Annotated in this window: 18 protein-coding genes and 1 pseudogene; 11 read left to right on the top strand and 8 right to left on the bottom strand. The window is 74.0% G+C overall.

Features of this window, described 5'->3' with window-relative positions:
- The first annotated feature begins 48 nt into the window (after nucleotides 1–48).
- The 7 genes from ACFVH5_RS31765 to ACFVH5_RS31735 all read left to right on the top strand — a co-directional run bounded on the left by ACFVH5_RS31765 (nucleotide 49) and on the right by ACFVH5_RS31735 (nucleotide 8,232).
- The gene (locus ACFVH5_RS31765) at nucleotides 49–876 is read left to right on the top strand and encodes an SAM-dependent methyltransferase (RefSeq protein WP_385837160.1); all 828 of its coding nucleotides are present in this window, start codon (nucleotides 49–51) and stop codon (nucleotides 874–876) included.
- 240 nt (nucleotides 877–1,116) lie between these two features.
- Nucleotides 1,117–1,311, top strand: a complete 195-nt coding sequence (locus tag ACFVH5_RS31760; RefSeq protein WP_267029434.1) for a hypothetical protein — start codon at nucleotides 1,117–1,119, stop codon at nucleotides 1,309–1,311.
- A gap of 103 nt (nucleotides 1,312–1,414) precedes the next feature.
- A complete protein-coding gene (gene lanKC / locus ACFVH5_RS31755; protein ID WP_385837158.1) occupies nucleotides 1,415–4,168 on the top strand; it encodes a class III lanthionine synthetase LanKC in 2,754 nt (917 codons plus the stop codon).
- A complete protein-coding gene (locus ACFVH5_RS31750) occupies nucleotides 4,165–5,502 on the top strand; it encodes an MFS transporter (protein ID WP_385837157.1) in 1,338 nt (445 codons plus the stop codon). Before lanKC ends, ACFVH5_RS31750 begins: the two co-directional genes overlap by 4 nt.
- A complete protein-coding gene (locus tag ACFVH5_RS31745) occupies nucleotides 5,499–6,584 on the top strand; it encodes an MsnO8 family LLM class oxidoreductase (protein WP_385837156.1) in 1,086 nt (361 codons plus the stop codon). Before ACFVH5_RS31750 ends, ACFVH5_RS31745 begins: the two co-directional genes overlap by 4 nt.
- A complete protein-coding gene (locus tag ACFVH5_RS31740) occupies nucleotides 6,581–7,087 on the top strand; it encodes a flavin reductase family protein (protein WP_385837154.1) in 507 nt (168 codons plus the stop codon). Before ACFVH5_RS31745 ends, ACFVH5_RS31740 begins: the two co-directional genes overlap by 4 nt.
- A 35-nt stretch (nucleotides 7,088–7,122) precedes the next feature.
- Nucleotides 7,123–8,232, top strand: coding sequence for an MsnO8 family LLM class oxidoreductase (locus tag ACFVH5_RS31735; RefSeq protein ID WP_385837153.1), 1,110 nt, complete (start codon nucleotides 7,123–7,125; stop codon nucleotides 8,230–8,232).
- Between the two features lie 365 nt (nucleotides 8,233–8,597).
- Here ACFVH5_RS31735 and ACFVH5_RS31730 read toward each other — a convergent pair whose 3' ends face one another.
- The 8 genes from ACFVH5_RS31730 to ACFVH5_RS31695 all read right to left on the bottom strand — a co-directional run bounded on the left by ACFVH5_RS31730 (nucleotide 8,598) and on the right by ACFVH5_RS31695 (nucleotide 17,917).
- Entirely contained in the window at nucleotides 8,598–9,176 is a 579-nt protein-coding gene (locus ACFVH5_RS31730) for a GAF domain-containing protein (RefSeq protein WP_384799550.1), read from the bottom strand.
- Nucleotides 9,173–10,018, bottom strand: a complete 846-nt coding sequence (locus ACFVH5_RS31725) for a S8 family serine peptidase (protein WP_385837152.1) — start codon at nucleotides 10,016–10,018, stop codon at nucleotides 9,173–9,175. Before ACFVH5_RS31725 ends, ACFVH5_RS31730 begins: the two co-directional genes overlap by 4 nt.
- Entirely contained in the window at nucleotides 10,019–11,899 is a 1,881-nt protein-coding gene (locus ACFVH5_RS31720) for a hypothetical protein (protein ID WP_385837151.1), read from the bottom strand.
- Nucleotides 11,796–13,673, bottom strand: coding sequence for an adenylate/guanylate cyclase domain-containing protein (locus tag ACFVH5_RS31715; RefSeq protein ID WP_385837150.1), 1,878 nt, complete (start codon nucleotides 13,671–13,673; stop codon nucleotides 11,796–11,798). The genes ACFVH5_RS31720 and ACFVH5_RS31715 overlap by 104 nt, the downstream gene beginning before the upstream one ends.
- 85 nt (nucleotides 13,674–13,758) lie before the next feature.
- Nucleotides 13,759–14,001, bottom strand: a complete 243-nt coding sequence (locus ACFVH5_RS31710) for an aroma-sacti cluster domain-containing protein (RefSeq protein ID WP_384799559.1) — start codon at nucleotides 13,999–14,001, stop codon at nucleotides 13,759–13,761.
- Nucleotides 13,998–14,723, bottom strand: a complete 726-nt coding sequence (locus tag ACFVH5_RS31705) for an iron-containing redox enzyme family protein (protein ID WP_385837172.1) — start codon at nucleotides 14,721–14,723, stop codon at nucleotides 13,998–14,000. The genes ACFVH5_RS31710 and ACFVH5_RS31705 overlap by 4 nt, the downstream gene beginning before the upstream one ends.
- A gap of 8 nt (nucleotides 14,724–14,731) precedes the next feature.
- Nucleotides 14,732–15,859 carry a radical SAM protein gene (locus ACFVH5_RS31700; RefSeq protein WP_385837148.1) on the bottom strand — a complete coding sequence of 376 codons (1,128 nt, stop codon included), beginning with the start codon at nucleotides 15,857–15,859 and terminating at the stop codon, nucleotides 14,732–14,734.
- Between the two features lie 144 nt (nucleotides 15,860–16,003).
- The gene (locus tag ACFVH5_RS31695) at nucleotides 16,004–17,917 is read right to left on the bottom strand and encodes a BTAD domain-containing putative transcriptional regulator (RefSeq protein WP_385837147.1); all 1,914 of its coding nucleotides are present in this window, start codon (nucleotides 17,915–17,917) and stop codon (nucleotides 16,004–16,006) included.
- 293 nt (nucleotides 17,918–18,210) lie between these two features.
- Here ACFVH5_RS31695 and ACFVH5_RS31690 point away from each other — a divergent pair, with 293 nt between their 5' ends.
- The 4 genes and pseudogenes from ACFVH5_RS31690 to ACFVH5_RS31675 all read left to right on the top strand — a co-directional run.
- Entirely contained in the window at nucleotides 18,211–18,654 is a 444-nt protein-coding gene (locus ACFVH5_RS31690; protein WP_385837146.1) for an XRE family transcriptional regulator, read from the top strand.
- 60 nt (nucleotides 18,655–18,714) lie between these two features.
- Nucleotides 18,715–19,317, top strand: a complete 603-nt coding sequence (locus ACFVH5_RS31685) for a ParH-like protein (protein ID WP_385837145.1) — start codon at nucleotides 18,715–18,717, stop codon at nucleotides 19,315–19,317.
- Nucleotides 19,310–20,572, top strand: coding sequence for an MAB_1171c family putative transporter (locus ACFVH5_RS31680; protein WP_385837144.1), 1,263 nt, complete (start codon nucleotides 19,310–19,312; stop codon nucleotides 20,570–20,572). Before ACFVH5_RS31685 ends, ACFVH5_RS31680 begins: the two co-directional genes overlap by 8 nt.
- Before the next feature lie 127 nt (nucleotides 20,573–20,699).
- Nucleotides 20,700–21,076 (top strand): annotated as a pseudogene (locus tag ACFVH5_RS31675) (hydrolase); the annotation flags it as partial.

Below are 21,076 nucleotides of genomic sequence, written 5' to 3'. Positions count from 1 at the left end.
GGCCGGTTGTCCCCAAAACGCCTGAGCGCGGGCGATGTTGCGGGAAGAATGGGCACCGTGCCGTACGAACACTCCTCCATCGACCCGACCAGGCCCAGCATCGCCCGCGTCTACGACTACCTGCTCGGCGGCAAGGACAACTACGCCGCGGACCGTGAGATCGGCGACGTGTTCAAGCGCGACCTGCCCGGTTCGGTGACGGTCGCCTTCGCCAACCGCGCGGCCCTGACGCGGGCGATCAGGGAGATCGCGACGACCACCGGCATCCGGCAGTTCATCGACCTGGGCAGTGGCCTGCCGACCGCGGACAACGTCCATCAGGTCGCGCAGCGGCACGCCCCGGATTCCCGGGTCGTCTACGTCGACAACGACCCCCAGGTACTGGTCCACGGTCGCGCGCTGCTGGAGAACAACGAGCGGACCCGCGTCGTCGCGGCCGACGTTCGCGACCCCGAAAGCATCCGCACCCACCGCGACACCATCGAAGTCATCGACTTCTCCCGGCCCGTCGCCGTCATCCTCAGCGCCATCCTCCACCACGTCAACGACGACGAGGACCCGGCCGGCATCGTCCGCCACTGGCGCGACCACGTGCCCTCAGGAAGCCACTTCTTCGTCAGTCACTTCCGCTCGGGCGACAACCAGGAGACCGAGGAGGCCGAGAAAGTCCTCCAGCGGACGTTCGGCCGCGGCCGGTGGCGTACCGACGCGGAGATAGCAACGCTGCTGGACGGCCTGGAGATCCTCGATCCGGGAATCGTCCCCGCGCCGCTGTGGCGCCCCGGCCGGACCGAAAACCCGTGGGGCAGCGGCGAGGAACGGGAGTTCACGGTCTGGGAGCAGCTCATCGCCGCCGGACTGGCGCGAAAGGCATGACACGCCCTCAGGACGACTCCGCGCAAGGGTGATCCACCCACCCGTCCCCCGGAGGCCGCCGGTTCATCGGCGCGTGCCATCTCCCCTCAGCGGGGGCGGGCCCCCGGCCGCGGGTCCGTTCCTGGGTGCACATACCACTTGCATACCGGTGGTTCACCGATCCCGAATTGACCCCGCCTAGCTTCGGTGGGACCGGTCGGCGATCGCCGTCCGGCCCGTGGAACCCATCGGAGGACCACCATGGCCGAGGACATCGAACCCACCCCCGAAGAGGTCGTCGAGGACGCGCAGTCCCAGGAGGAGCCGGAGGTCGAGGCGCACTCCGCGGAGGCGGTCCTGGGCCTGCAGGGCATCGAGGACGCGTCGCAGGCCGGGATCATCGACGACCCGGCGGCGGGGAGCTGCAGCTCCTGCAACGGCTCGCTCTGCTCGTGACGCACCCCCAGTAGTACGGCGTCGGCCGGGCCGTGGTGGACCACCGGCCCGGCCGGCGGTCGAGCCCGGTAGCCGGACGCGGACGAGAAAGGACCCCGTAGGCATGCAGCTCCCCTGGAACACGATGCTGCGTTACCTGAGGTACGACCCCCGTTGGTTCGAGGACCCCGTCCGCCGCCAGCCCGGCAGCGCCCATCTGACCGAGTTCCGTGCGGCGATGCCGGGGAACTGGCGGCTGCGGCGCCACGGACACTGGCTCGTCGGGGACCCGCCCGGCGCGCCCGAACTCGGCCAGGGCTGGAAACTCCACGTCTCCGCCACCTCGCGGACCAGCGCCGAGACCCTGCGCCGCAGCCTGCCCGTGCTGCGCGACGCGGGCGTGCGCTTCAAGTTCCTGATCGACCCCGCCGAGGTGCGCGAGCTGAACAGCAAGTCCTTCTCCCGTCCGGCCAGCGGCAAGTTCATCACCGTCTACCCGCCCGACGTCACGTCCTTCCACGACGTCGCCCGCGGGCTCACCGAGGCGTTGCGGGGCTTCGAGGGCCCGTACGTCCTGTCGGACCGCCGCTACCCGGGCTCCCGCGTCGTCTCGTACCGCTACGGCGGCTTCACCAGCAGGTTCCGGCTCCAGCCCCTGGGCGTGCGGGAGTTGCTGATCGAGTCCCCCGACGGGGCCCTGGTCCTCGACACCCGGACCCCGTACTGGTCCATGCCGGAGTGGACCACGGATCCCGTGACCGGCGAGGGCCCGCCCCCCGCCGCGCACCCGGAGGAACAGGACGCGCCGGCGGTGAAGCGCGTGCTGAACGGCCGGTACGAGATCGGGAGCGCCATCGCCTTCAGCAACCGCGGCGGCATCTACCGCGCGGTGGACACCGTCACCGGCGCCGACGTCGTGCTGCGCGAGGCCCGCCCCGGTGTGGAGGTCGGGCCCGACGGCCTCGACGCGGTCGTACTGCTGCGCCACGAGTACGACCTGCTGACGGAACTGGCCGACAGCGGATTCTTCGTCCGCCCCCTCGACTTCTTCCGGCAGTGGGAACACTCCTACCTCGTCGAGGAATGGGTGGGGGACAGCCATCTGGGACTGATCGTCACCACCGAGAACCCCGTGTTCGAGCTCGACCTGTCGGCCGCGCGGCTGACCGCCTACTACCAGCGCCTGCAGCGGGTGTGGCTGCAGCTCGCCGACGCCATCGCGCTCTGCCACGAGCGCGGCATCGTCCTCGGCGACCTGTCCCCCACCAACGTCATGGTCACACCGGACGACCGGATCAGCGTCATCGACCTGGAGTCCGCCTTCCACGAGGACGGCGCCCCCGGAGCCGGGCTCATGACGCCGGGAATGGTCACCCGGCGCGCCCTGGCCGCCAAGCACGGCGACCGCCGCACCGACTACTACGCGCTCGGCGGCCTGATGCTGGCGACCATGCTCGCCTGCCAGCAGAACGACATGGTCGACCACGAACTCCCGCTGCGCCTGATGACCGAGGTGGCCCGGGACCTCGACCTGCCCGCCGAACTCACCTCACTGATCAGCGACCTCTACAGCGAGGACGAGGAGCTGCCCGACCCGGCCGTGCTCCGCCGGCGGATCGCCGGGCTGCCCTTCGACACCGCCTGGCGCCGGCCGCCGCCGCTCGCCCACCGGCTGCGGCCCGAACCGGAACGCAGCGCCGACCTGCACGAGCGGATCACCGAGGTGCTCGACGGCGTCGTCGACTACATGAAGGGGACCGCGACCGTCGAACGCGAGGACCGGCTCCTGCCCGCCGACGTCCTGGTCTTCGAGACCAACCCGCTCTCCCTCGCCCACGGCGCGCACGGCGGCCTGTACGCGATGCACACCCTGGGCCACGAGATTCCCGACGCCCTTCTCTCCTGGACCCTGCGCCGGCCGACCGACCACGACGCGCTGCCCCCCGGCCTCTACTACGGCTCGGCGGGCGTGGCCTGGTCGCTGTCCGCGCTGGGCCACCGGGACCAGGCGGTCCGGCTGCTGCGTGAGGCCGGCGGCCATCCGCTGCTGCACACCGAACCCGGCGTCCTGACCGGCGCGGCGGGCCACGGCATGGCCTGTCTGCGGCTGTGGCGCGACCACGGGGTGCAGGAGTTCCTCGACCGCGCCGTCGCGATCGGCGACCGTCTGACGGCGGAGGCCCGCTGGGAGGACGGCCGGGCGCACTGGCCCGACTCGGCCGACCGGATCCCGGTCGGCTACGGCTACGGCGCGTCCGGCGTCGCCATGTTCCTGCTCGCCCTGCACGGGGCCACCGGCGACGGGCGGCTGCTCGACCTCGGGCTCGCGGCGCTGGAGTTCGACCTCTCCCACCCCATCCACTCGACCAGCGGAGTGCTGTCCTTCCCGTCGTTCGCGCAGAGCGAGGGCCCGCGGGTACGGCGCCACTACTGGGACGCGGGCACGGCCGGCGTGCTGACCACCCTCCTGCGCTACTGGGACGTCACCGGCGAGGACCGGCTGCGCAAGGAAGTGGACCGCGTCCTCCCCGACGTCCGCCGCAAGTACACCGGTCTTCCCCAGCTCTTCCACGGCATCAGCGGCCTGGGCAACACCCTCCTGGACGCGTACGAGTTCCTCGGCGACCCGGAACTCCTCGGCGACGCGCAGCGGGCGGCGGAGGCGGTGCTCTGCCACACCCTGCGGCGCCCCGAAGGCGTCGTCTTCCCCGGAGAGCAGTCACTGCGGGAATCCTGCGACCTCGCGAGCGGCTCGGCGGGCGTGGCCCTGTTCCTCGACCGGGTCCGGCACGCCGCCCCGGGGCAGCGCACCAACCGGAACTTCCTCCTCGACGACCTGCTGACCGGCGCGCGGCCCGCCCCGGGGGACGGCTCGTGACCACCGAGGCCGTGCGGGCGGACGGGGGCCGGACCTCGGTGCTGCGCCACAACCGGCAGTTCCGGCTGCTGTGGGTGGGGCAGACGCTGTCGGGGTTCGGCTCCTCGATGGCCGGGGTGGCGCTGCCGCTCGTCCTGCTGGCCGGGGGCCATCCCCCCACCTCCGTGGCCGCGGTGACCACGGTGGTGGCCGTCACCGGCCTGCTGGTCCGCATCCCCGCCGGGATACTGAGCGATCACCAGGACCAGCGCAGGCTCGTGATCGCCTGCGACCTCGCGCGCCTCGTGGTCTCCGCGTCCGTGGCCCTGTTCCTGCTCGCGGGGCCCCTGCCGATGTGGCTGGCGATCGTCGCGGTCATCGCCTCCGCGAGCGCCATGGAGGTGTTCAAGCCGTCGCAGTTCCAGCTGATCCGGCGCGTCGTCAGCAGCGAGCAGATCCCCTCGGCGGTGTCACTGAACCAGGCCCGCGCCTACGGGGTGTCGATGGCGGGCCCCGCGGCGGGCGGACTGCTCGTCGGGGTGTACCCCGCGCTGCCCTTCGCGGTCGACGCGGTCACCTTCCTGGCGTCGGCACTCTGCGTCGCCGCCATGGTGTCGCGCAAACGGGCGGCGACCGCGCCGCCGAAGGACCCCGCGGTACCGGAACCCGTCGGGGCCCCGCCGGCCCCGCCCGGTCCGGAGCCGGTGCGGCAGGCGCCGGCGGCGGGGTTCCGGGACCGGCTGACCATCGGCTTCCGGCACCTGGCGCACGACCCGTTCCTGCGCCGCTCCACCGTCTTCTTCAGCGGTATGACCGTGGTCTTCAGCATGTTCGGCTCCGCCCTGATGCTCGGAGTGGGCGACCGGCCCGGTGGAGCCGCGGCCGTCGGCTACGCGTTCAGCAGCGCGGCCATGGCGGGGCTGCTGGGCTCGCTAGCCGCTCCCTTCCTCCAGCGCAGACTGCCCCTGCCGGTCCTCGTCGCCTCCGGACCGGCGGCCGCCGGCGCGCTCCTGACGCTCGCGTGGCTCAGCGGGAGCACCCTCGCGTTCGTCGCCGCGTTCTCCGCGATGTCCCTGCTGGTCCCGGCGATCAACGCGGCCGTCGTCTCCGTCATGGCCACCTCGGTCCCCCCGGAGATCTACGGCCGCGTCACCACCGCCAACGACTTCGTCGTCCAGCTGCTCCAGCCCTGCGCGCCGCTGGCCGCCGCGCTGCTGCTGACCACCAGCTCGCTGGCGGTGACCGCCCTGGTCCTGGCGGTCTCCTACCTGGTGCTCGCGCTCCTGGCCTTCACCCTGCCGACGCCGACCGCCGCCCCCAGCGCTCCCCAGGAGCCCACCCGGAGTGACGCATGACCACGACCTCCCAGCACGCGCCGCGGTCCGCGGACCCCGCCGAACCGTCCCTGCCGCTCTCCGTGCTCGAACGGGGCGGCCATCCGGCCGGAACGAGTGCCGAGCAGGCGGTCCGGGACATGGTGGACACGGCCAGGACCGCGGACGCGCACGGCTACCGGCGCTTCTGGGTCGCCGAGCACCACGCCGTGCGCACGAGCGCCAGCAGCGTCCCCGCCGTGCTGATCGCGCACATCGCGGCGCGCACCGAGCGGATCCGGGTGGGTTCGGGCGGGGTGATGCTGCCCAACCACCCGCCGTACACGGTCGCCGAGCAGTTCGCCACCCTGCAGACCCTCCACCCCGGGCGCATCGACCTGGGCATCGGCCGCCCCTCCGCCGGCAGCACCGAAGGCCACCGGCTGCTGGAGGCGGCCCTGCGGCGGGCCCCCGGGGCCGGCACCGGGTTCCCCGCCCAGATCGACGAACTGCTGGGGGTCCTGTTCGGCAGGGGCCCGGACCGCAACCGTTTCCACTCCCTGCCGCTGACGCCGCGACCCGCCACCCCGCCCGAGGTCCACGTCCTGGGCGCCGGCACGACCAGCGCCCGCCTCGCCGGGGAACGCGGACTTCCCTTCGTCTACGGCCACCACCTCAGCCGCTCCGTCTGCCGCCCGGAGGCCGTGGAGGGCTACCGGGCGGCGTTCCGGCCTGATCCGGACCACCCCGGGCAGGACGGCTCCCGGCCCCACCTCGCCGTCTCGGTCCACGTGGTGTGCGCCGAGACCGACGACCTGGCCGAGTCGCTGGCCCTGCGGACCGCCGTCCACATGGCCGCCCACTCCGGCAACGCCGCGTTTCCGGGCCCGCTGTCCCCGGCCCGGGAGGAACACCTGGCCCGCCGGATCCTCGACGAGTACCAGGTGGTGCACGGTTCACCCGCGAAGGTCGGCGCCGAACTGGAGGCGCTGGCCGACCTGTTCGCCGCGGACGAGCTGATGATCGCGCCCTTCGAAGTCGGCGGGAAGGCCCGCGCCCGCACGCTCCGCCACACGGCACGGGCCCGCGTGACGTCACCGGCCCGGCGAGCGGCCCGCCGATGAGGAGCACCCCGTCCCTCACACCGGCCACCGCCACCCGGGACGCCCTGCGCGCGGTGCTCGGGCAGTTCGCGACCGGAGTGACCGTGGTCAGCGCCGGGCGGGACCTCCCCCAGGGGATGACGGCGAACTCGTACACCTCGGTCTCCCTCGACCCGCCGCTCGTCCTGGTCTGCGTGGCCCGCACCGCGGCCGTGCACGCGACCGTGCTCGCGGAGCGGCACTTCGCGGTCTCCATCCTCCGCTCCGGCCAGGACCACGTGGCCCGGTACTTCGCGGACCACCGCCGGCCCCGGGGACCCGGCGCGTTCGACACGGTCGGCTCGTTCACCGGGCGCGTCACCGGCGCGCCGCTGATCACGGGCGCGCTGGCCTGGCTGGAGTGCGCCCTGACCGCCGTGTACGACGGCGGGGACCACTCCATCCTGCTCGGCGAGGTGCGCGACCTCGCCCGCGGCACCCCCGGCGAGCCCCTGACCTACTTCGCGGGCTCCTTCCGGCCGTGACCCGATCCCGTCCACCACACACTCCGGAGCGAAGCATGAGCGTGGCCGACCCGATGACCGAGGACGCTCCGGACCCGACCGCCCCGACTGTCCCGCCCGTGCCCCGGTCCGTGCTCGAACTCGGGGGCCGCCTCCCGGAGACCGGGCCCGAGCGGTCCTTCCAGGACATGGTGGACACCGCGGAGACGGCCGACGCGTACGGCTACGCGCGCTTCTGGGTCGCCGAGCACCACTCCTCGCACCGGACCGCGAGCGGTGTACCCGCTGTGCTGATCGCGCACATCGCGGCGCGGACCGAGCGGATCCGGGTGGGTTCGGGCGGGGTGATGCTGCCCAACCACCCTCCTCTGACGGTCGCCGAGCAGTTCGCCACCCTCCAGGCGCTGCATCCCGGACGGATCGACCTCGGCCTCGGCCGGTCCGTGGCCGGGCCCGTGAGGCCGGACGGACTCATGGAGGCGGCCCTGCGCCGTGATCCGCTCGGCGCGGCCGAGTTCCCGGAGCGGATCGACGAACTCCTGGGCTTCCTGCTGGACCGCGGACCGGAGCAACACCGCTTCCACCCGCTGCCGCTGACGCCCCGTCCGTCGAGCCCGCCCGAGGTCCACGTCCTGGGCGCCGGCGAGGCGAGCGCGCGGATCGCCGCGGAGCGGGGGCTGCCGTTCGCGTACGGCCATCACCTGGGCCGGTCCAAGTGCCGGCCGGCGGCGACGGCCCACTACCGCTCCGCCTTCCGGGCGGCCCGGGCGGGCGGGCGGCCGTACCTCGTCGTCTCGGTCAACGTGGTCTGCGCGGAGACCGACGAGGAGGCCGAGGCGCTGGCCCTCGACGCGTCGGCGCGGCTGGGCGGCCCCTACCGGGAGGCCGCCGCGGACACCACGCTGTCCCCGGCCCGGGCCCTCCAGGTGGCCCGCCGGACCCTCGACGAGAACCAGGTGGTCCTCGGCGCGCCGGCGAAGGTGAACGCCGAACTGGACGCGCTGGCCCGCCGGTCGGGTGCGGACGAGCTGATGCTGGTGCCGTACGAACTCACCGGCGCCGCACGCTGCCGCACGCTGCGCCTAGCGGCGACCGCCCGGCACACGCCCCCGCGGGAACCACGCGGACGGCCGACCGCGGCCCCGGACCGACGGCTCACCCTCTGAGGGAGCCGCCGGTACGGGCCCGCACGGGGCCGTAACCACCCCGCGCGGAACCGCGCCACCTCCGGGCCGCCCCCGCGCCGCCCCCGCGCCGCGCCCTCCATGGGGCCGCCCCCTTCACGGGCCCGCGCTGTCCTCACCGGGCCCCGCGCGGATCCGCGCCCCCGCACGGATCCGCGCCGCCCTCCCCGCAGGGCGCCCCCCTCATAGGCCGCCCCGCCCCGTCCCCCCGGTCCTAGGCGCGCCCGCAGGCCCTCGGCAGGCTCCTGCCTGGCGCTTGCGGGCCTGCGGGCCTGCGGACTTCCGAGCCCCGTCCCGGTGCCCGTCGGCCCGTCGGCCCGTCGGCCCGTCGGCCCGTCGGCAGACTGTCAGGTGGATGTTCCCAGCAGGCGGCGAAGGTCCTCCGCCATGCGCAGGGCCGCCGCGAGATCCTCGCCGCAGAGGTCCGGTCCCGCCGCGCGCCGCCGGCGGTCGAGCACCACCCGCAGGGCGAAGGCCGCCTGCCGGGCGAACAGCGCCAGCAGATCCAGCTCGTCGAGGCTGGACCGGGACTGGGGAGCCGGGTCCAGGACCTCCAGCACGCCCAGGATCCGGTCCTCGTGGGTCAGCGGAGCCGCCATCAGGGCGTCGGGCACGTACTCCGTGGACTCGGCGAACGCCCGGTCGAAGTCGGAGCGGTGCGAGAGGTCGTCCACGATGACGGGCTCGCCGGACATCACCACCCAGCCGGCGACACCGCTCTTCGCGGGGAACCGCCGGCCCACCAGAACGTCCTCACCCTGCCCTGAGACCGCCTGGAAGACCAGTTCCTGCCGCGCCTCGTCCAGCAGGAACACCGAGCTGGCGGCGGCACCGAAGATGGCGCGCGCCACGTCGACCACGGACCGCAGGAGTTCCTGCGAGAGCAGGTCGTTCGCCGCGTCGGTCTCAGCGTTGTCGTCGTTCACGAAGCACCCCTCATGCCGGTGTGTACGTTGGCCGCGGAAAGGTAGAGCGCGTTCTTGAGCTGAAAGCTCGTCAGCCTGCGGTGCCGGGACAGGACACGGGCGCACAGTCCCGTGATGTACGGCGTGGCGAAACTGTTGCCCGTCGTGCGGATCGTCGCGCCGCCGAGCCAGGCGACCTGGACGTTCTGGCCCGGAGCGAAGAACTCCACCGGCGGACTGGGGTTGTAGAGGTGCAGGTCGGGGTCGTCCTCCGCGTGGCTGCCCACGGAGATCACCGACGCGAACCGCCAGGGGAAGCTCTCCACCGTGGAGTTGTGGGCCGAGGCGACGATGACGGTCCGGCGGAAGTACGCCTCGTCGGCGAGGACACGCAGTTCCTCGACGAACCGTGCCCGGGTCGTGGACAGACTCAGGTTGATCACGTCGAAACCCTCGTGGATCGCCCACCTGAGGCCCGCCAGCAGGACGTCCCCGGTCCCGCCGAACGTCCTGCCGAGCACCTGCACGCTGTAGAGCTCGCATTCCGGCGCGATCCTGCGGATGATCCCCGCGCAGGCCGTGCCGTGACCGCAGCTGTCCGTGGCCGCGGTCTCCGTGACGCCGATCCCGTGCTCGTCCTTCGTCACGGCCCAGGCGCCGTCGACCCGGCCGACCAGCGGATGGCCGGCCTCCACACCGGAGTCCACGACACACACGCGGACACCGCGTCCGCGGGCGTCCTCCCCCTCGCGTGCCGACCCGGGGCGCTCGTCGTCGGCGGTGACCCCGATGTCCTCGGGTCGCCTGCCGCGCAGGCTCCACACCAGGTCGGGGCGGCGCGGCGCCGTCTGTACCGTGTCCATTCAGGGGCCCTTCGGTGTCCGGTCGGGGAGAGGAGCCGTGCCGGGGCGGGAGCCACCGCCGGTGTGCGCGGGAGTGGCGTCGAGGGCGTCGAGGGCCGTCGCGGCCCGGCGCACACCGGGCAGATGTCCCTTCGACTCGAAGCAGGTGACGGCCCGTTCCGCCGCCGCGCGCGCCTGCGCCGCCCCGCCCGTCCGCCGCACGACCTCGGACCGGTCGAGCCAGGCGATCGCCCTGACGACCGTCGAGTCGGTGCCGACGGCGTGGCGCACGGCGCGTTCGGAGAGCGCGACGGCGGCCGCGGGCCGGCCCTCGGTCACGGCGATGCGGGCCAGCAGTCCGTCGAGGTCGGCTGCGTCGGAGCGGGCCGGTGCCGCCGGGGCGGGCGAGACGGTGCCCCGACCGTCCGGACCGTCCGGACCGCCCGGACCGTCCGGGCCGGTGGCCGCGGTCAGGTGGGCCACCGCCTCGTCGACCCTGTCCGCGTCCAGCAGCAGCCGCGCCGACTCCCGGTGCAGCGCGGCCAGCAGTCCGTCTGCCCTGAGCGCGTGCGCGGCGGCGATGCCCTCGTCGAGCAGTTCCAGCGCGTGCCGCTCGTCGCCCGCGAGGGCCTCCACGGTGGCGTGGAACAGCGGCAGCACCACCGCCCCCTCGGCGTAGCCCAGGCCGTCCACGAGTCGTCGTACCCGGGTGAGGCAGGTGTGCGCGTCCTGCCACCGTTCCCCGAGCGCGAACAGCACCGCCAGCGGGCAGTTCAGTGTCAGCCGGACCGTCGGCCGCTGTTCGCCGTGCTCGGCGAGCAGCTTCCGCGCGCGGGCCGTCGCCCCGGGCACGGGTTCGGGGCCACGCCACAGGGAGATGCCCATGGCTCCCAGCGCCAGGGCGCGTTCGGGCTCGGCGCCGGAACGCCGTGCGTGCTCAAGGCCGCGGCTCAGGAGGAGGTCGGCGGCTTCGTGCCGCCCCTCGAACTGGCGCTCCTGTGCCAGCCGGACGGCCGCTCTGGCCTGGCCGAGTTCGTCGCCGGCCCGTTCGAAGACCGCCATGGTCCGCTGGGCGATCTCGCCCGGGGTGCCGCCCGCGAGGTCAGCGGACACCACGGAGAGCACGAGCCGCGCGTGCGCGGTCTCGACGGTGTGCGCGGTCTCGACGATGTGCGCCGTCTCGACGGTGTGCGGGGCGGGCGTGGTCAGGACGTCCCGCAGCAGGGAGCACCCCTCGTCCGTGCGACCGGTGGCGAGGCAGACCTCGCCGAGTCCGCGGGTGGCGGCGATCCGGTCGGGCTCCCCGTCCCGGGCCAGCCCGAGGGCCCGGCGCAGGAGGCCGTCCGCCCAGGCGAGGTCGGAACGGGCGAGGGCACGGGTGCCGCTCTCGACCAGGAGGTGGGCGGCGGAGCGCCGCAGTGCTTCGGTACGGGGCCCGGTGATCCCCAGTTCGGTCCGGTAGCGGTAGGCGTGCTCCAGGTGGCCGGCCATCGCCGCGCTCGCCTCCACCGTGCGGTCCTGCGTGCGGTTGTCCGTGCGGTCCTCCGTGCGGTCCTCGCCGCTTGCGGCCGCGTCCGGCGACCGGGCGCCGAGCTGTGCGGCGAGGTGTTCGTGCCGCTCGGCCCGGGCGCGCTTCGCCATGGAGTGGTAGGTGACCTCGTGGAGGAGACCGCTGCTGAACCGGAACACGGACGTCTCCCGTCCGCTCCCGTCCGGCGCGTCCGGCGCGTCCACGAGCCGGTGCCCGCGCAGGCGCACGAGCGCGGCCTCGACGCCGCCGCGCAGGGACGGCACGGCGTCACCGCCCACCGGGGCGCCGGCCAGGACGTCCGCGGGCACACCGTCGTGGTCGCGCTCGGCCAGCGCGGCCACGTCGGCCGCGGTGAACTCCCGCCCCACCACGGCCGCGAGGTCCAAAGTGGTGGGGGGGGGCCCGCCCGGCCGCCCCAACACCGCCCCCGGCGGCGGCGGGGGGGGGGGGGGGGCAACCGAGGCGCCCCCCGCCCCGGCGGCCGCCCCGCGCGGCCCCGGGGGCCGCGGTCACCCCCCCCCCCCCCCCGGCCGGGTCTACCACTTTGGGCCGCGCCCCCCGCCCCCCCCCACCGATCCGCGCGCCGAGCAGGGCCTGCAGGGTGGTCGGCAATCCGTCGGCGCCCCGGGCCCGGTAGCCGGACCCGTGTTCCATGACGGCCGCGACCAGGTGCTCCAGGTGGAGCGGGTTGCCGCCCGCCGCCTCCAGCACGTGCGCGGGTACGCCGGACCCGGCCGCGGTGTCCTCGGCGACGGCCGCGCCGAAACCGTGCGCGCCCACCTCCATGAGGGTCTCCGCGACGGTCGCGGCCTCATGGGCGGTCAGGCCGGGCAGGGGCAGCGACCTGGTGGCCCGCCCGGTCGACGCCCACTCGGAGCGGCGGTCCAGGAGGTCAGGACGGGCCAGGCAGACGAACAGTACGGGCGAGGCGGTCAGGTCAGCGGCCAGTGTGCCCAGGGCGTCGAGCAGCACGTCCGAGGCCCACTGGCAGTCGTCCACCACCAGCACGACCGGCCGCCTGCGGGCCAGCGCGGCCAGGAGGTCGCCGGTCGCGGCGCAGGTGTCGTCGACCGAGGGGTTCGGCGTGCCGTCCTCCAGCAGACCGCCGGCGAGCAGCGCGAGGGCCTGCCTGATCTCGTCGCGCTCGTCGGCGTCCCCTTCGGTGTCCCCGTCGGCTCCGGCCGGATCCCGTATGCCGGGGAAGTCCCGCAGCACCTCCCGCACCGCGTCCGCCAGCGGTGCGAGGCTTCCGTGCTCGCCGTAGGGACGGCAACGGCCGGAGCCCTGGGCGCAGGCGGGACCCGTGTCCCTGAGCCACTCGTGGACCAGACGCGTCTTGCCCATGCCGGCCTCGCCGTGCACGACGAGGACGTTCGGTGCGTCGTGCCGCCCTGTCGCGTCCCGCAACGCCTGCCGCAGCACGCCGAGTTCGGCCGTCCTGCCGACGAGGGGCACGTCGAAGCGGCGCGAGAGCCGCGGGTCGTCCTCGGCGACGGCGAGCAGCCGGTACGCGGTCACCGGCGCCGTCTTCCCCTTGAGCCGCAGCGGGCCGACCGGCTCGGAGCGGGCGCTGGGGCCGGCCGCCCGCCGGGTCTCGGGACCGATCAGGACCTCGCCCTCGGCGGCGTGCTGTTCCAGCCGGGCGGCGACGTTGACCGTCTCCCCGGAGACCAGGGCCTGCCGGGTGGACACGTCGGTGCTCGTGACGGCGGGCCCGGTGTTGACGCCGATCCGCACGGCCAGCCGGATGCCCAGGGTGGGGTGCAGTTCGTTCTCGTTGAGGTCGTGTACCGCGGCGAGCATCGCGAGCGCCGCGGACAGCGCCCGCCGGGCGTCGTCCTCGTGGGTGACGGGCACCCCGAAGACGGCCATGACGGCGTCCCCGATGAACTTCTCGACCGTGCCCCCGCACTCCTCCAGCGGCGCCCGCATGCGGTCGAAGTACCGCAGGACGACCGTGCGCAGGGTCTCCGGGTCCAGTACTCCGGAGAGCGCGGTGGAGCCGACCAGGTCGCAGAAGACGACGGTCACGATCTTGCGTTCCTCGGCGGGGGCGGAGGCGCCCGCGCGGTCGGCGGGCACGCCGCAGGACGGGCAGAAGCGTGCTCCGGACGGCATCGCGCGGTCGCAGGCTGCACACCGCATGGCTGGCTCCTCCTGGCTGACGGTTCGCGGACGGTCGGCGCGGGTGCGCGGGTGCGCGAGTGCGCTGGGCCGCACGGCCCCGGTGTCAGAACAGCGCTCCGCCGGCGATCTCGCTGTGCGCCTGCACCTCGGGGCCCGCCTCGTCGAGCCGGCCCTTGAGGTCGAGGACGAGTTCGAGCTCCTCCGCGCTCAGGTCCCGCAGCACCTGGCGCTGTTCGTCGGTCAGTGCGGCGAGTCCGAAGCCGTGGATCTCCAGGGCGCGGAGCGTGTCGTCCCCGCGGTCGTCGGGACCGCCGGCTGCCACGGGTTCTTCCAGGTGTTCGCTCATGACGGGTGCGTTCCTCCCGGGAGGCGGCGGATCGGGCGTGGTTCCCCTGCGATCCGGGTGAACAGCCCGATGAGGCCGTCCACGGTGTGCAGGGCGCTCGTGGTGACGGCCCGCCGCAGGACGGGCGTCAGCGGAAGGGCGTCGAGCAGCTCGAAGAGGTCGGCGGTGTGTCCGTCGTCCAGCTCGGCGTGTGCGCGGACGGTGTGCAGCGAGGCCTCGGGGACGCCCGACGAGGCGATGTGGTCGGCGAGCCGGGGAGCGGGGGCGTTGCTCTCCAGTACGGCGATGTATCCGAGCAGGGCGACCGGGTGGTGGTGCTCGATCCAGTAGTACTGGGCCCCCACGAACCGGGCGGTCGACGGCGCCGGCTGCTCGCCGGCGACGGCCGCCGCGGTGTCGCCGGGCGCGGTGTCGCCGAGCGCGGCGAGATCGGTCAGCAGCCAGTCGTCGTGGCCGCGTTCCTCCTCGGCGTGGACCCGGAGGTAGCGCTCCAGCGGTGCGGCGACCGGATCGTGCGGGCGGAGCGCGGCGCACAGCGTGGCCGCGCGTTCCATGAGCGGGACCGAGGCCCGGATCACGCCGTGCATCACCGCGAGGTACGTCGCGTAGCGCGGGGCGAGTCCGGTGGGCCGCCACAGTGCGTCGGTGGCCGCCCGCACCATCGGCTCGGTGAGCGCGAGCCGCGCCCGGAGACCGGCGGCGGTGCTCACCGCGGTGCCCATCGGGGTGCTCACCGCGGTGCTCCGGGCAGGGCGACCAGGTCCTCGTACCCGGCCGTGCCGTGCCGTCGTACGAACGACACCGGGCCGGCCTCCCGCTGCCGCTGCGCGACGTGGAGGTCGAGCAGCGCACCCGCCGGGCCGCCGGCCAGCCGGTCCGCGGCGGCGAGGACTTCGGGGTGCTCGCCCAGAGAGCGGCACCCGTCGCAGTACCCCGGCCGCGGACCGGCACCGGCCGCCGTGCCGTAGCGGGCGGTCAGATGGGCCGGCCCCACCGTCCTGATCATTCGCAGGGCGGGCGCCGACCGTACGCGCCGGCTCACGGAGGCCCAGTCGCTGCCGTCGAGGTGGCCGACCGTCAGGTGGGCGGGGGCCGGCCGGCGGTCGACGGTGTGCTGGTTGCAGCAGGCCAGGATGGTGCCGTCGGCCGCCACGACCGGCCAGGCGGCCATCGAGCAGGGCCGCACCCGGCCGGGGTCGGGGGCGGGGACGGCTTTCGCGGCGGCCCAGGAGGCGGCGCGGCCCACCGGGCGCAGCGAGTTGACCAGCATGGGGACGCGGTCGCCGAACGTGCGGCGGATGTCGGTGGTCACGTCCGCGAGGTAGGGGTCCCGCGGTCCGTCGCCCACGACGTGGAAGCTGCAGGCGATCCCCAGGTCGAGGACCTGCCGCACCACCGAGAAGGCGCGGGCGCGGGGGACCTCGCGTTCGTGGAAGGCGTCGACGCTCACCGAGAAGTGGTCGAGCGCGCCGATCGCCCGCAGGACGGCGGGCGGGATCACGGCACGGTCCGACTCCCCGGGTCCGGACCCGGGGCGGTTCCCGGCGCCGCGGGCGGCGAACCAGGCACCCGTGAGCAGGGCGACCCGGGTGCCTGCGGCGCGCGCCCGGCCGGCCAGTTCGGCGGTGAGGTCGCTGCGCAGCAGTGGTTCACCACCGGTCAGCATCAGGACCTCGGGGCGGTCGGTGGCCTCGAAGGAACCGACGAACCTCAGGAGCCGGGCGGAGTCCGGTTCCGGGGAGGCCATGGTCGAGGTGGTGGAGCAATGGGCGCAGTGCAGCGGGCAGCGCCCGGTGACGGTGACCAGCAGGCCCGCGGACGGGACCGGGCGGAGGGACATCAGCTCGGCGAGTTGCATGGCGTGCTCACCCTCCGTCCGTGGGGTCGGCCCCGGTCTGTGGGTCGGCCTCCTCCGAAGCGTCGGCCAGGACGGTTCGGGACGCGGACCGTAGCGGTTGGGATCCGGTAAAGGCCCAGGTGGCGGTGGGGTCCGGTGGGCGGTTCAGGCGGGTATCCGGGTGACCGGCGGCTCGGGTATCCGGGTGACAGGCGGCTGTCGCAGGGCGGTCTGTTCACGGGCGAACACCCGGATGAGCCGCGGTAGTTCGTACCGTGCGGCGTGGGCGGTGATCTCGCTGTCCGGGGTGAGGAGCACTCCGGAGTCCATCAGGGACTCCAGCCGGCGGAGCACCTCGTGCTGTCCGCTGCCGAGCCGGGCGGCCGCCTGGGCGAGGGTGAAGGGGCCTTCGGGGAGGCCGGACAGTTCGCACAGCGCCGAGCGGTCCGCCGGGGACAGGTCCTGCCAGCCGCTCGCCAGCCGTGGCCGTACGTCCATGTCACCCGCGACGAGTTCGTCGAGCACCGTCCGGCTGTCCGCCAGCCGCCGGGCGTACTCGTCCAGCGGCAGATGCCGTCGTACAGCGAGTTTCAGACCGCACACGCGCACCGCCAGGGGCAGCATCCCGGTGGCGGTGACGATGTGCGCCGCGGCCTCCCGGCCGGCGCCGAGGCGGGCGGGGCCGACGATCCTGCCGAGCAGTTCCAGGCACTCCGCGGTGTCGAACGCCGTCGCCTCCAGCCGGTGCGCCGGGGTCAGACCGGCCAGCGGGGTCCGCGCGGTGACCAGGACCGCGCTGGCCCCGGTGTCGGGTACGAGGGGGCGCACGCACGATTCGTCGACGCAGCCGTCCAGCACGACCAGGACCTTCCGCCCGGCGAGCCAGCCGCGCCAGGCGGCCGCCGTGCGGTCCGGCTCCGGCGCGCCGGCGGTCCGTGCGGTGGACGGCGTGGGCGACCCCATGAGTTCGGCCAGTTCGGCCAGTACCGAAACGGTCGGCCGGGCCCGGCCCGCCGTGTCCCGCATCCGGATCAGCACCCTGCCGTCGGGGAACGCGTCGGCGAGCCGGTGCGCCGCGTGGACCGCCAGCGCGGTCTTGCCGGTTCCGGCCGGCCCGGTCACCACCGCCAGCCGCGGGCCCGCGTCGTCGCGGGCCAGGAGGGCGAGCAGTGTGCGCAACTGCTCCCGGCGGCCGGTGAAGTCGGGCAGGTCGGGCGGCAGCAGGGTGGCCGGCCGCCGGTCCGGACGGTGTACGTGCCGGGTGCCGGCCTGGCCGAACACGCCGCCGGTGGCGCCGCCCCCGCCCGAGAGCATCGACCGGTAGAGCGTCTGGAGCGCCGGACTCGGCTGCAACCCGTATTCGGCGGCGAGGAGTTGGCGCAGGCCCTCGTAGGCGGCGAGGGTCTCGGTCTGGCGTCCCTGGTCGAAGAGGGCGTTCATCTGGGCGGCTCGCAGCCGTTCGCGCTCGGGGTGCTCCTCGACGAGTTCGCCGATGGTCTCGGCCACCTCGTAGGAGTTGCCCAGCCGCAGTTCGGTCTCGGCCCAGCTCTCGTACGCCTGCAGACGGCGGCCGTCGAGCCGGTCGGCCTCGCACCGCAGTGCCGGTGAGGACCGCAGGTCGTGCAGTGCGGGTCCGCGCCACAGCCCGAGCGCTTCGCGCAGCATGCCGGAGGCCTGGGCGAGGTCGTTCTGGTACGTGGCCTCGCGGGCGGCGCGGACCAGGCGCTGGAAGCGCAGGGCGTCGAGTTCGTCGTCGTCCACCCGCAGCAGGTAGCCGCCGGTCTGGTGGACGAGCCGGTCACCGGCGCCGACCGAGTCCAGGAGCCGGCGCAGGGCCGATACGTACACCTGGATGTTCTTCCGGGCCGTCCGGGGCGGCTCGCCGTCCCACAGCGTGTCGGTGAGCAGGTCGAGCGGGACGGGTGTGCGGGGGCGGCACAGCAGCATGGCCAGGAGCAGCCGCTGTTTGAGCGGTCCGATCGCGAGGGGGAGGACGTGTCCGCCGGCCGCGTCCGCCGCGTGTGCGGACAACGGTCCGAGGACGGAGAACCGCAAGCCGGTGCACGGTGGTTCGCCCATATCCGGTCCACCCTTCGGTCATGAGCTGAGATGAATGCATCAAGACGCTGACATATACCAGATGCCTTGGGCATGGGTAAACGGTGAGTATGCGCCACACTCCCTACGGTGATCACCGGGCGACGGTCACACCCAACTGCCATCATGAGAACGCCAGTTGTCGTCTGCGTGTCACCACGGTTTCCCGGTATGCCTTCGTCTTCGGTCTGTCCGTCGACGAGGGGCGTCAGCTAGGATGAACGACGCGTACGGTCGACCCACCGAGGCGGCACCCGAAGGGCGGAAGGCACGTGATGGGCGAGAGCGGACCCGCGTCGACACCGTTGGACTCGATGCTGGCGGACCGCATCGACGCGCTGTTCCGGGTCGTGCGGCGACCCAACCGCGAGCAGTACAGCCACGAGGAGGTCGCCCGTGCCTGCCGTGAGGCGACGGGCGAGAGCTTCTCCGCCACCTACCTGTGGCAACTGCGGACGGGACGGCGCGGAAACCCCACCAAGCGCCACCTCGAATCCCTCGCCAAGTTCTTCGACGTACCCGTCGTCTACTTCTTCGACGACGAGCAGGGCGCCGTCATCGCGAAACAGCTGGAACTGCTCGACGCGCTGCGCGACGCCGAGGTGCGCAGCGTGGCACTGCGCGCGGTCAACCTCTCGCCCGAGGGCATGGGCACGATCAGCGACATGATCGACGTCATCGCCCGCCGCGAGAAGGGTGCGGGCGGCGCCGGACCGTAACCGGCGCGTGGGCTCAGAACGGTGGACTCGCGAGTTCCGGCGGCGGCGAGAGGACGGCGTGTGCGTAGTGACCGGCGAGGGCGGCAGCGACGGCGATGTCGGCGCATCGTCGACGGGCTCGACCTGCCCACCCCCTTCGACGCGGCCGACTTCATCGGCGCGCTCGCGCGGATGCGGGGCCGGCCCATCGAACTGATGCCGGTCCGTTCCACGTCGGACATCCCGTGCGGAGTGCTGATCACCACCGACCGCGCCGACTACATCGTGTACGCCGCCGACACCACGCCGCTGCACCAGCAGCACATCCTGCTGCACGAGGCGGCACACGTCATCTGCGGCCACTACGAGACGGCGCCCGCCTCGTCGGCCGCCGCCCGGGTCCTGCTGCCCGACTTACCTCCGGCACTGGTACGACGCGTCCTCAGCCGCAGCGTGTACACCGAACCGCAGGAGCAGGAAGCCGAACTGGTCGCCTCGCTCATCCTGACCCGTGCGGCGCACCTCGCCCGGACCGGACCCACCGGGCCCGAATGGCCGCGACTGCACACCCTGTTCGGACGGACCGGGAACCAGGAACCCGCCGGGGACGGCCGGCCCACCGACGGCCCGGACGGCGCCGACGGCCCGCACGGCACTGACGGCCCGGACGGCGCCGATGGCTGACCTGGGCAGTCTCGTCGCCGCCGCGCTCTTCCTCTCCTTCGCCCTCTACCGTGCGCTGATCATCTGGCGGGGCTCCGACCCCGCCCAGCGGTACATCGCCGGTTTCGCCGGGTGCATGGGGGCCGCGATGCTCTTCAGGGCCCCCGTCGTGATGTCCGCCCTGCGGGACCTGGCACCGCTGGACACCGTCGTCATGCTGATCACCCACGAACTCAAGAGCTTCGCGCACGTCATGCTGCTGCTGGTGGGGCTGTCGCTCAGGCCCGCCGCCGCCGACCGCACAGCGCAGGGGCGGCAGATCCGGCTCGCGGCGGCGGTCCTGGTGACCGGAGCCGCCGTCCTGCTCATGGCGGGCGTCAGGGCCGAGAGCGGGCTGGCGACCGCCCCACCGGACCGCCGGTGGTTCCTCGCCGTCTACAACGTGCTCTTCGCCGCGTACGGCACCTGGTGCCTGCTCGTCCTGACCCGTGAACTCGTCCGGCAGACCCGGCAGGTGGCCGCGGGACCGATGCGGACGGGACTGCGGCTGATGACCTTCGCCGCGCTCCTCGGCATCGTGTGGACCCTGTGGGTCCTGACGTACGTGCCCATGAACCTGACCCAGGGACTCCACACGGCCAGCGAGGACGCGGTGTGCAGCGTGCTGGGCGCCGTCACCGCCGCCCTCGCCACCGGCGGGGCCACCGCGACCTGGTGGGCGAGCGCGTCCGGCGGGCCCCTCGCCGCGCCCGGCCGCTGGCTGTCCGCGTACCGCACGCACCGGGCCCTGGAACCTCTGTGGTCGGCGCTGCGCACCGAACTGCCACAGATAGCGCTCGATCCCGCCGCCCCGCGCCGCCCGGTGCTGTGGCGGGCTGAGTTCGACCTCTACCGGCGGGTCATAGAGATCCGCGACGGGCACCTGGCCCTGCGTCCGTACTTCCCCGCCGACGCCACCGGCCGGGCGGCACCCACCGGGACCGTCGGGACGGCCGTCGGCCCCGCCGGTCCCGCCGGTCCCGGTGAGCGGTCGGCGGAGGTCCGCGCCGTCGCGGAGGCCGCCACCATCGCCGCCGCACTGGAGGGCAAACGGGCCGGGCGGGCCCCGGCCGGCGCGCACGCCTCCGGCCCCGTGTCGCAGCAGATAGCGAACACCGTCGCCGCCGAGGTGGCATGGCTCCTCCTGGTCACGGCCGCCTTCGTGTCCTCGCCCGAGGTCGCCGCGGCGCGCGTCCGGGCCCGCACGGACACCGCCGGGCACAGCGGCTCCCCGTGACACCGGCGGACGCAGGCGAAACCGCGGCGGCAATCCGGTGCGGGGGCAGTCCGGCGCGTCTCCGAGGGCAGTCACCGTGCCCCGCCGCTTCCTGACTCGGTACCCGCGTTGCGTCTAACGTCCGAGAGTGAGCCTTTGGACTTCTCTGGAACCCGCCTCCGCGACCGTGGACCCGGGTGACAGTACGACCGTGCGACTGCGTCTGCGCAACACCGGTGACGTGGTGGACGAGTACCGCTTCGAGGCGGTCGGTCCGCTCGCGCCGTGGGCGAGGGTGGAGCCGCAGGTTCTGCGGCTCTATCCCGGGACGACCGGTTCCGTGGATGTGACGTTCGCGCCGCCGCGTACGCCCGACGCGACGGCGGGGCCCAATGCGTACGCGGTCCGGATCACGCCGACGGAGCATCCCGAGGCGACGACGGTTCCCGAGGGGAACCTGACGATCACTCCGTTCACGGAGGTGCGGGCGGAGTTGGTGCCGCCGACCGTGAAGGGCCGTTTCCG

The organism is Streptomyces sp. NPDC127119, from assembly GCF_042677425.1.
Taxonomy (GTDB): Bacteria; Actinomycetota; Actinomycetes; order Streptomycetales; family Streptomycetaceae; genus Streptomyces.
The sequence above is the reverse complement of the archived record's forward strand: the minus strand, read 5'-3'. Positions and strand labels throughout refer to the sequence as shown.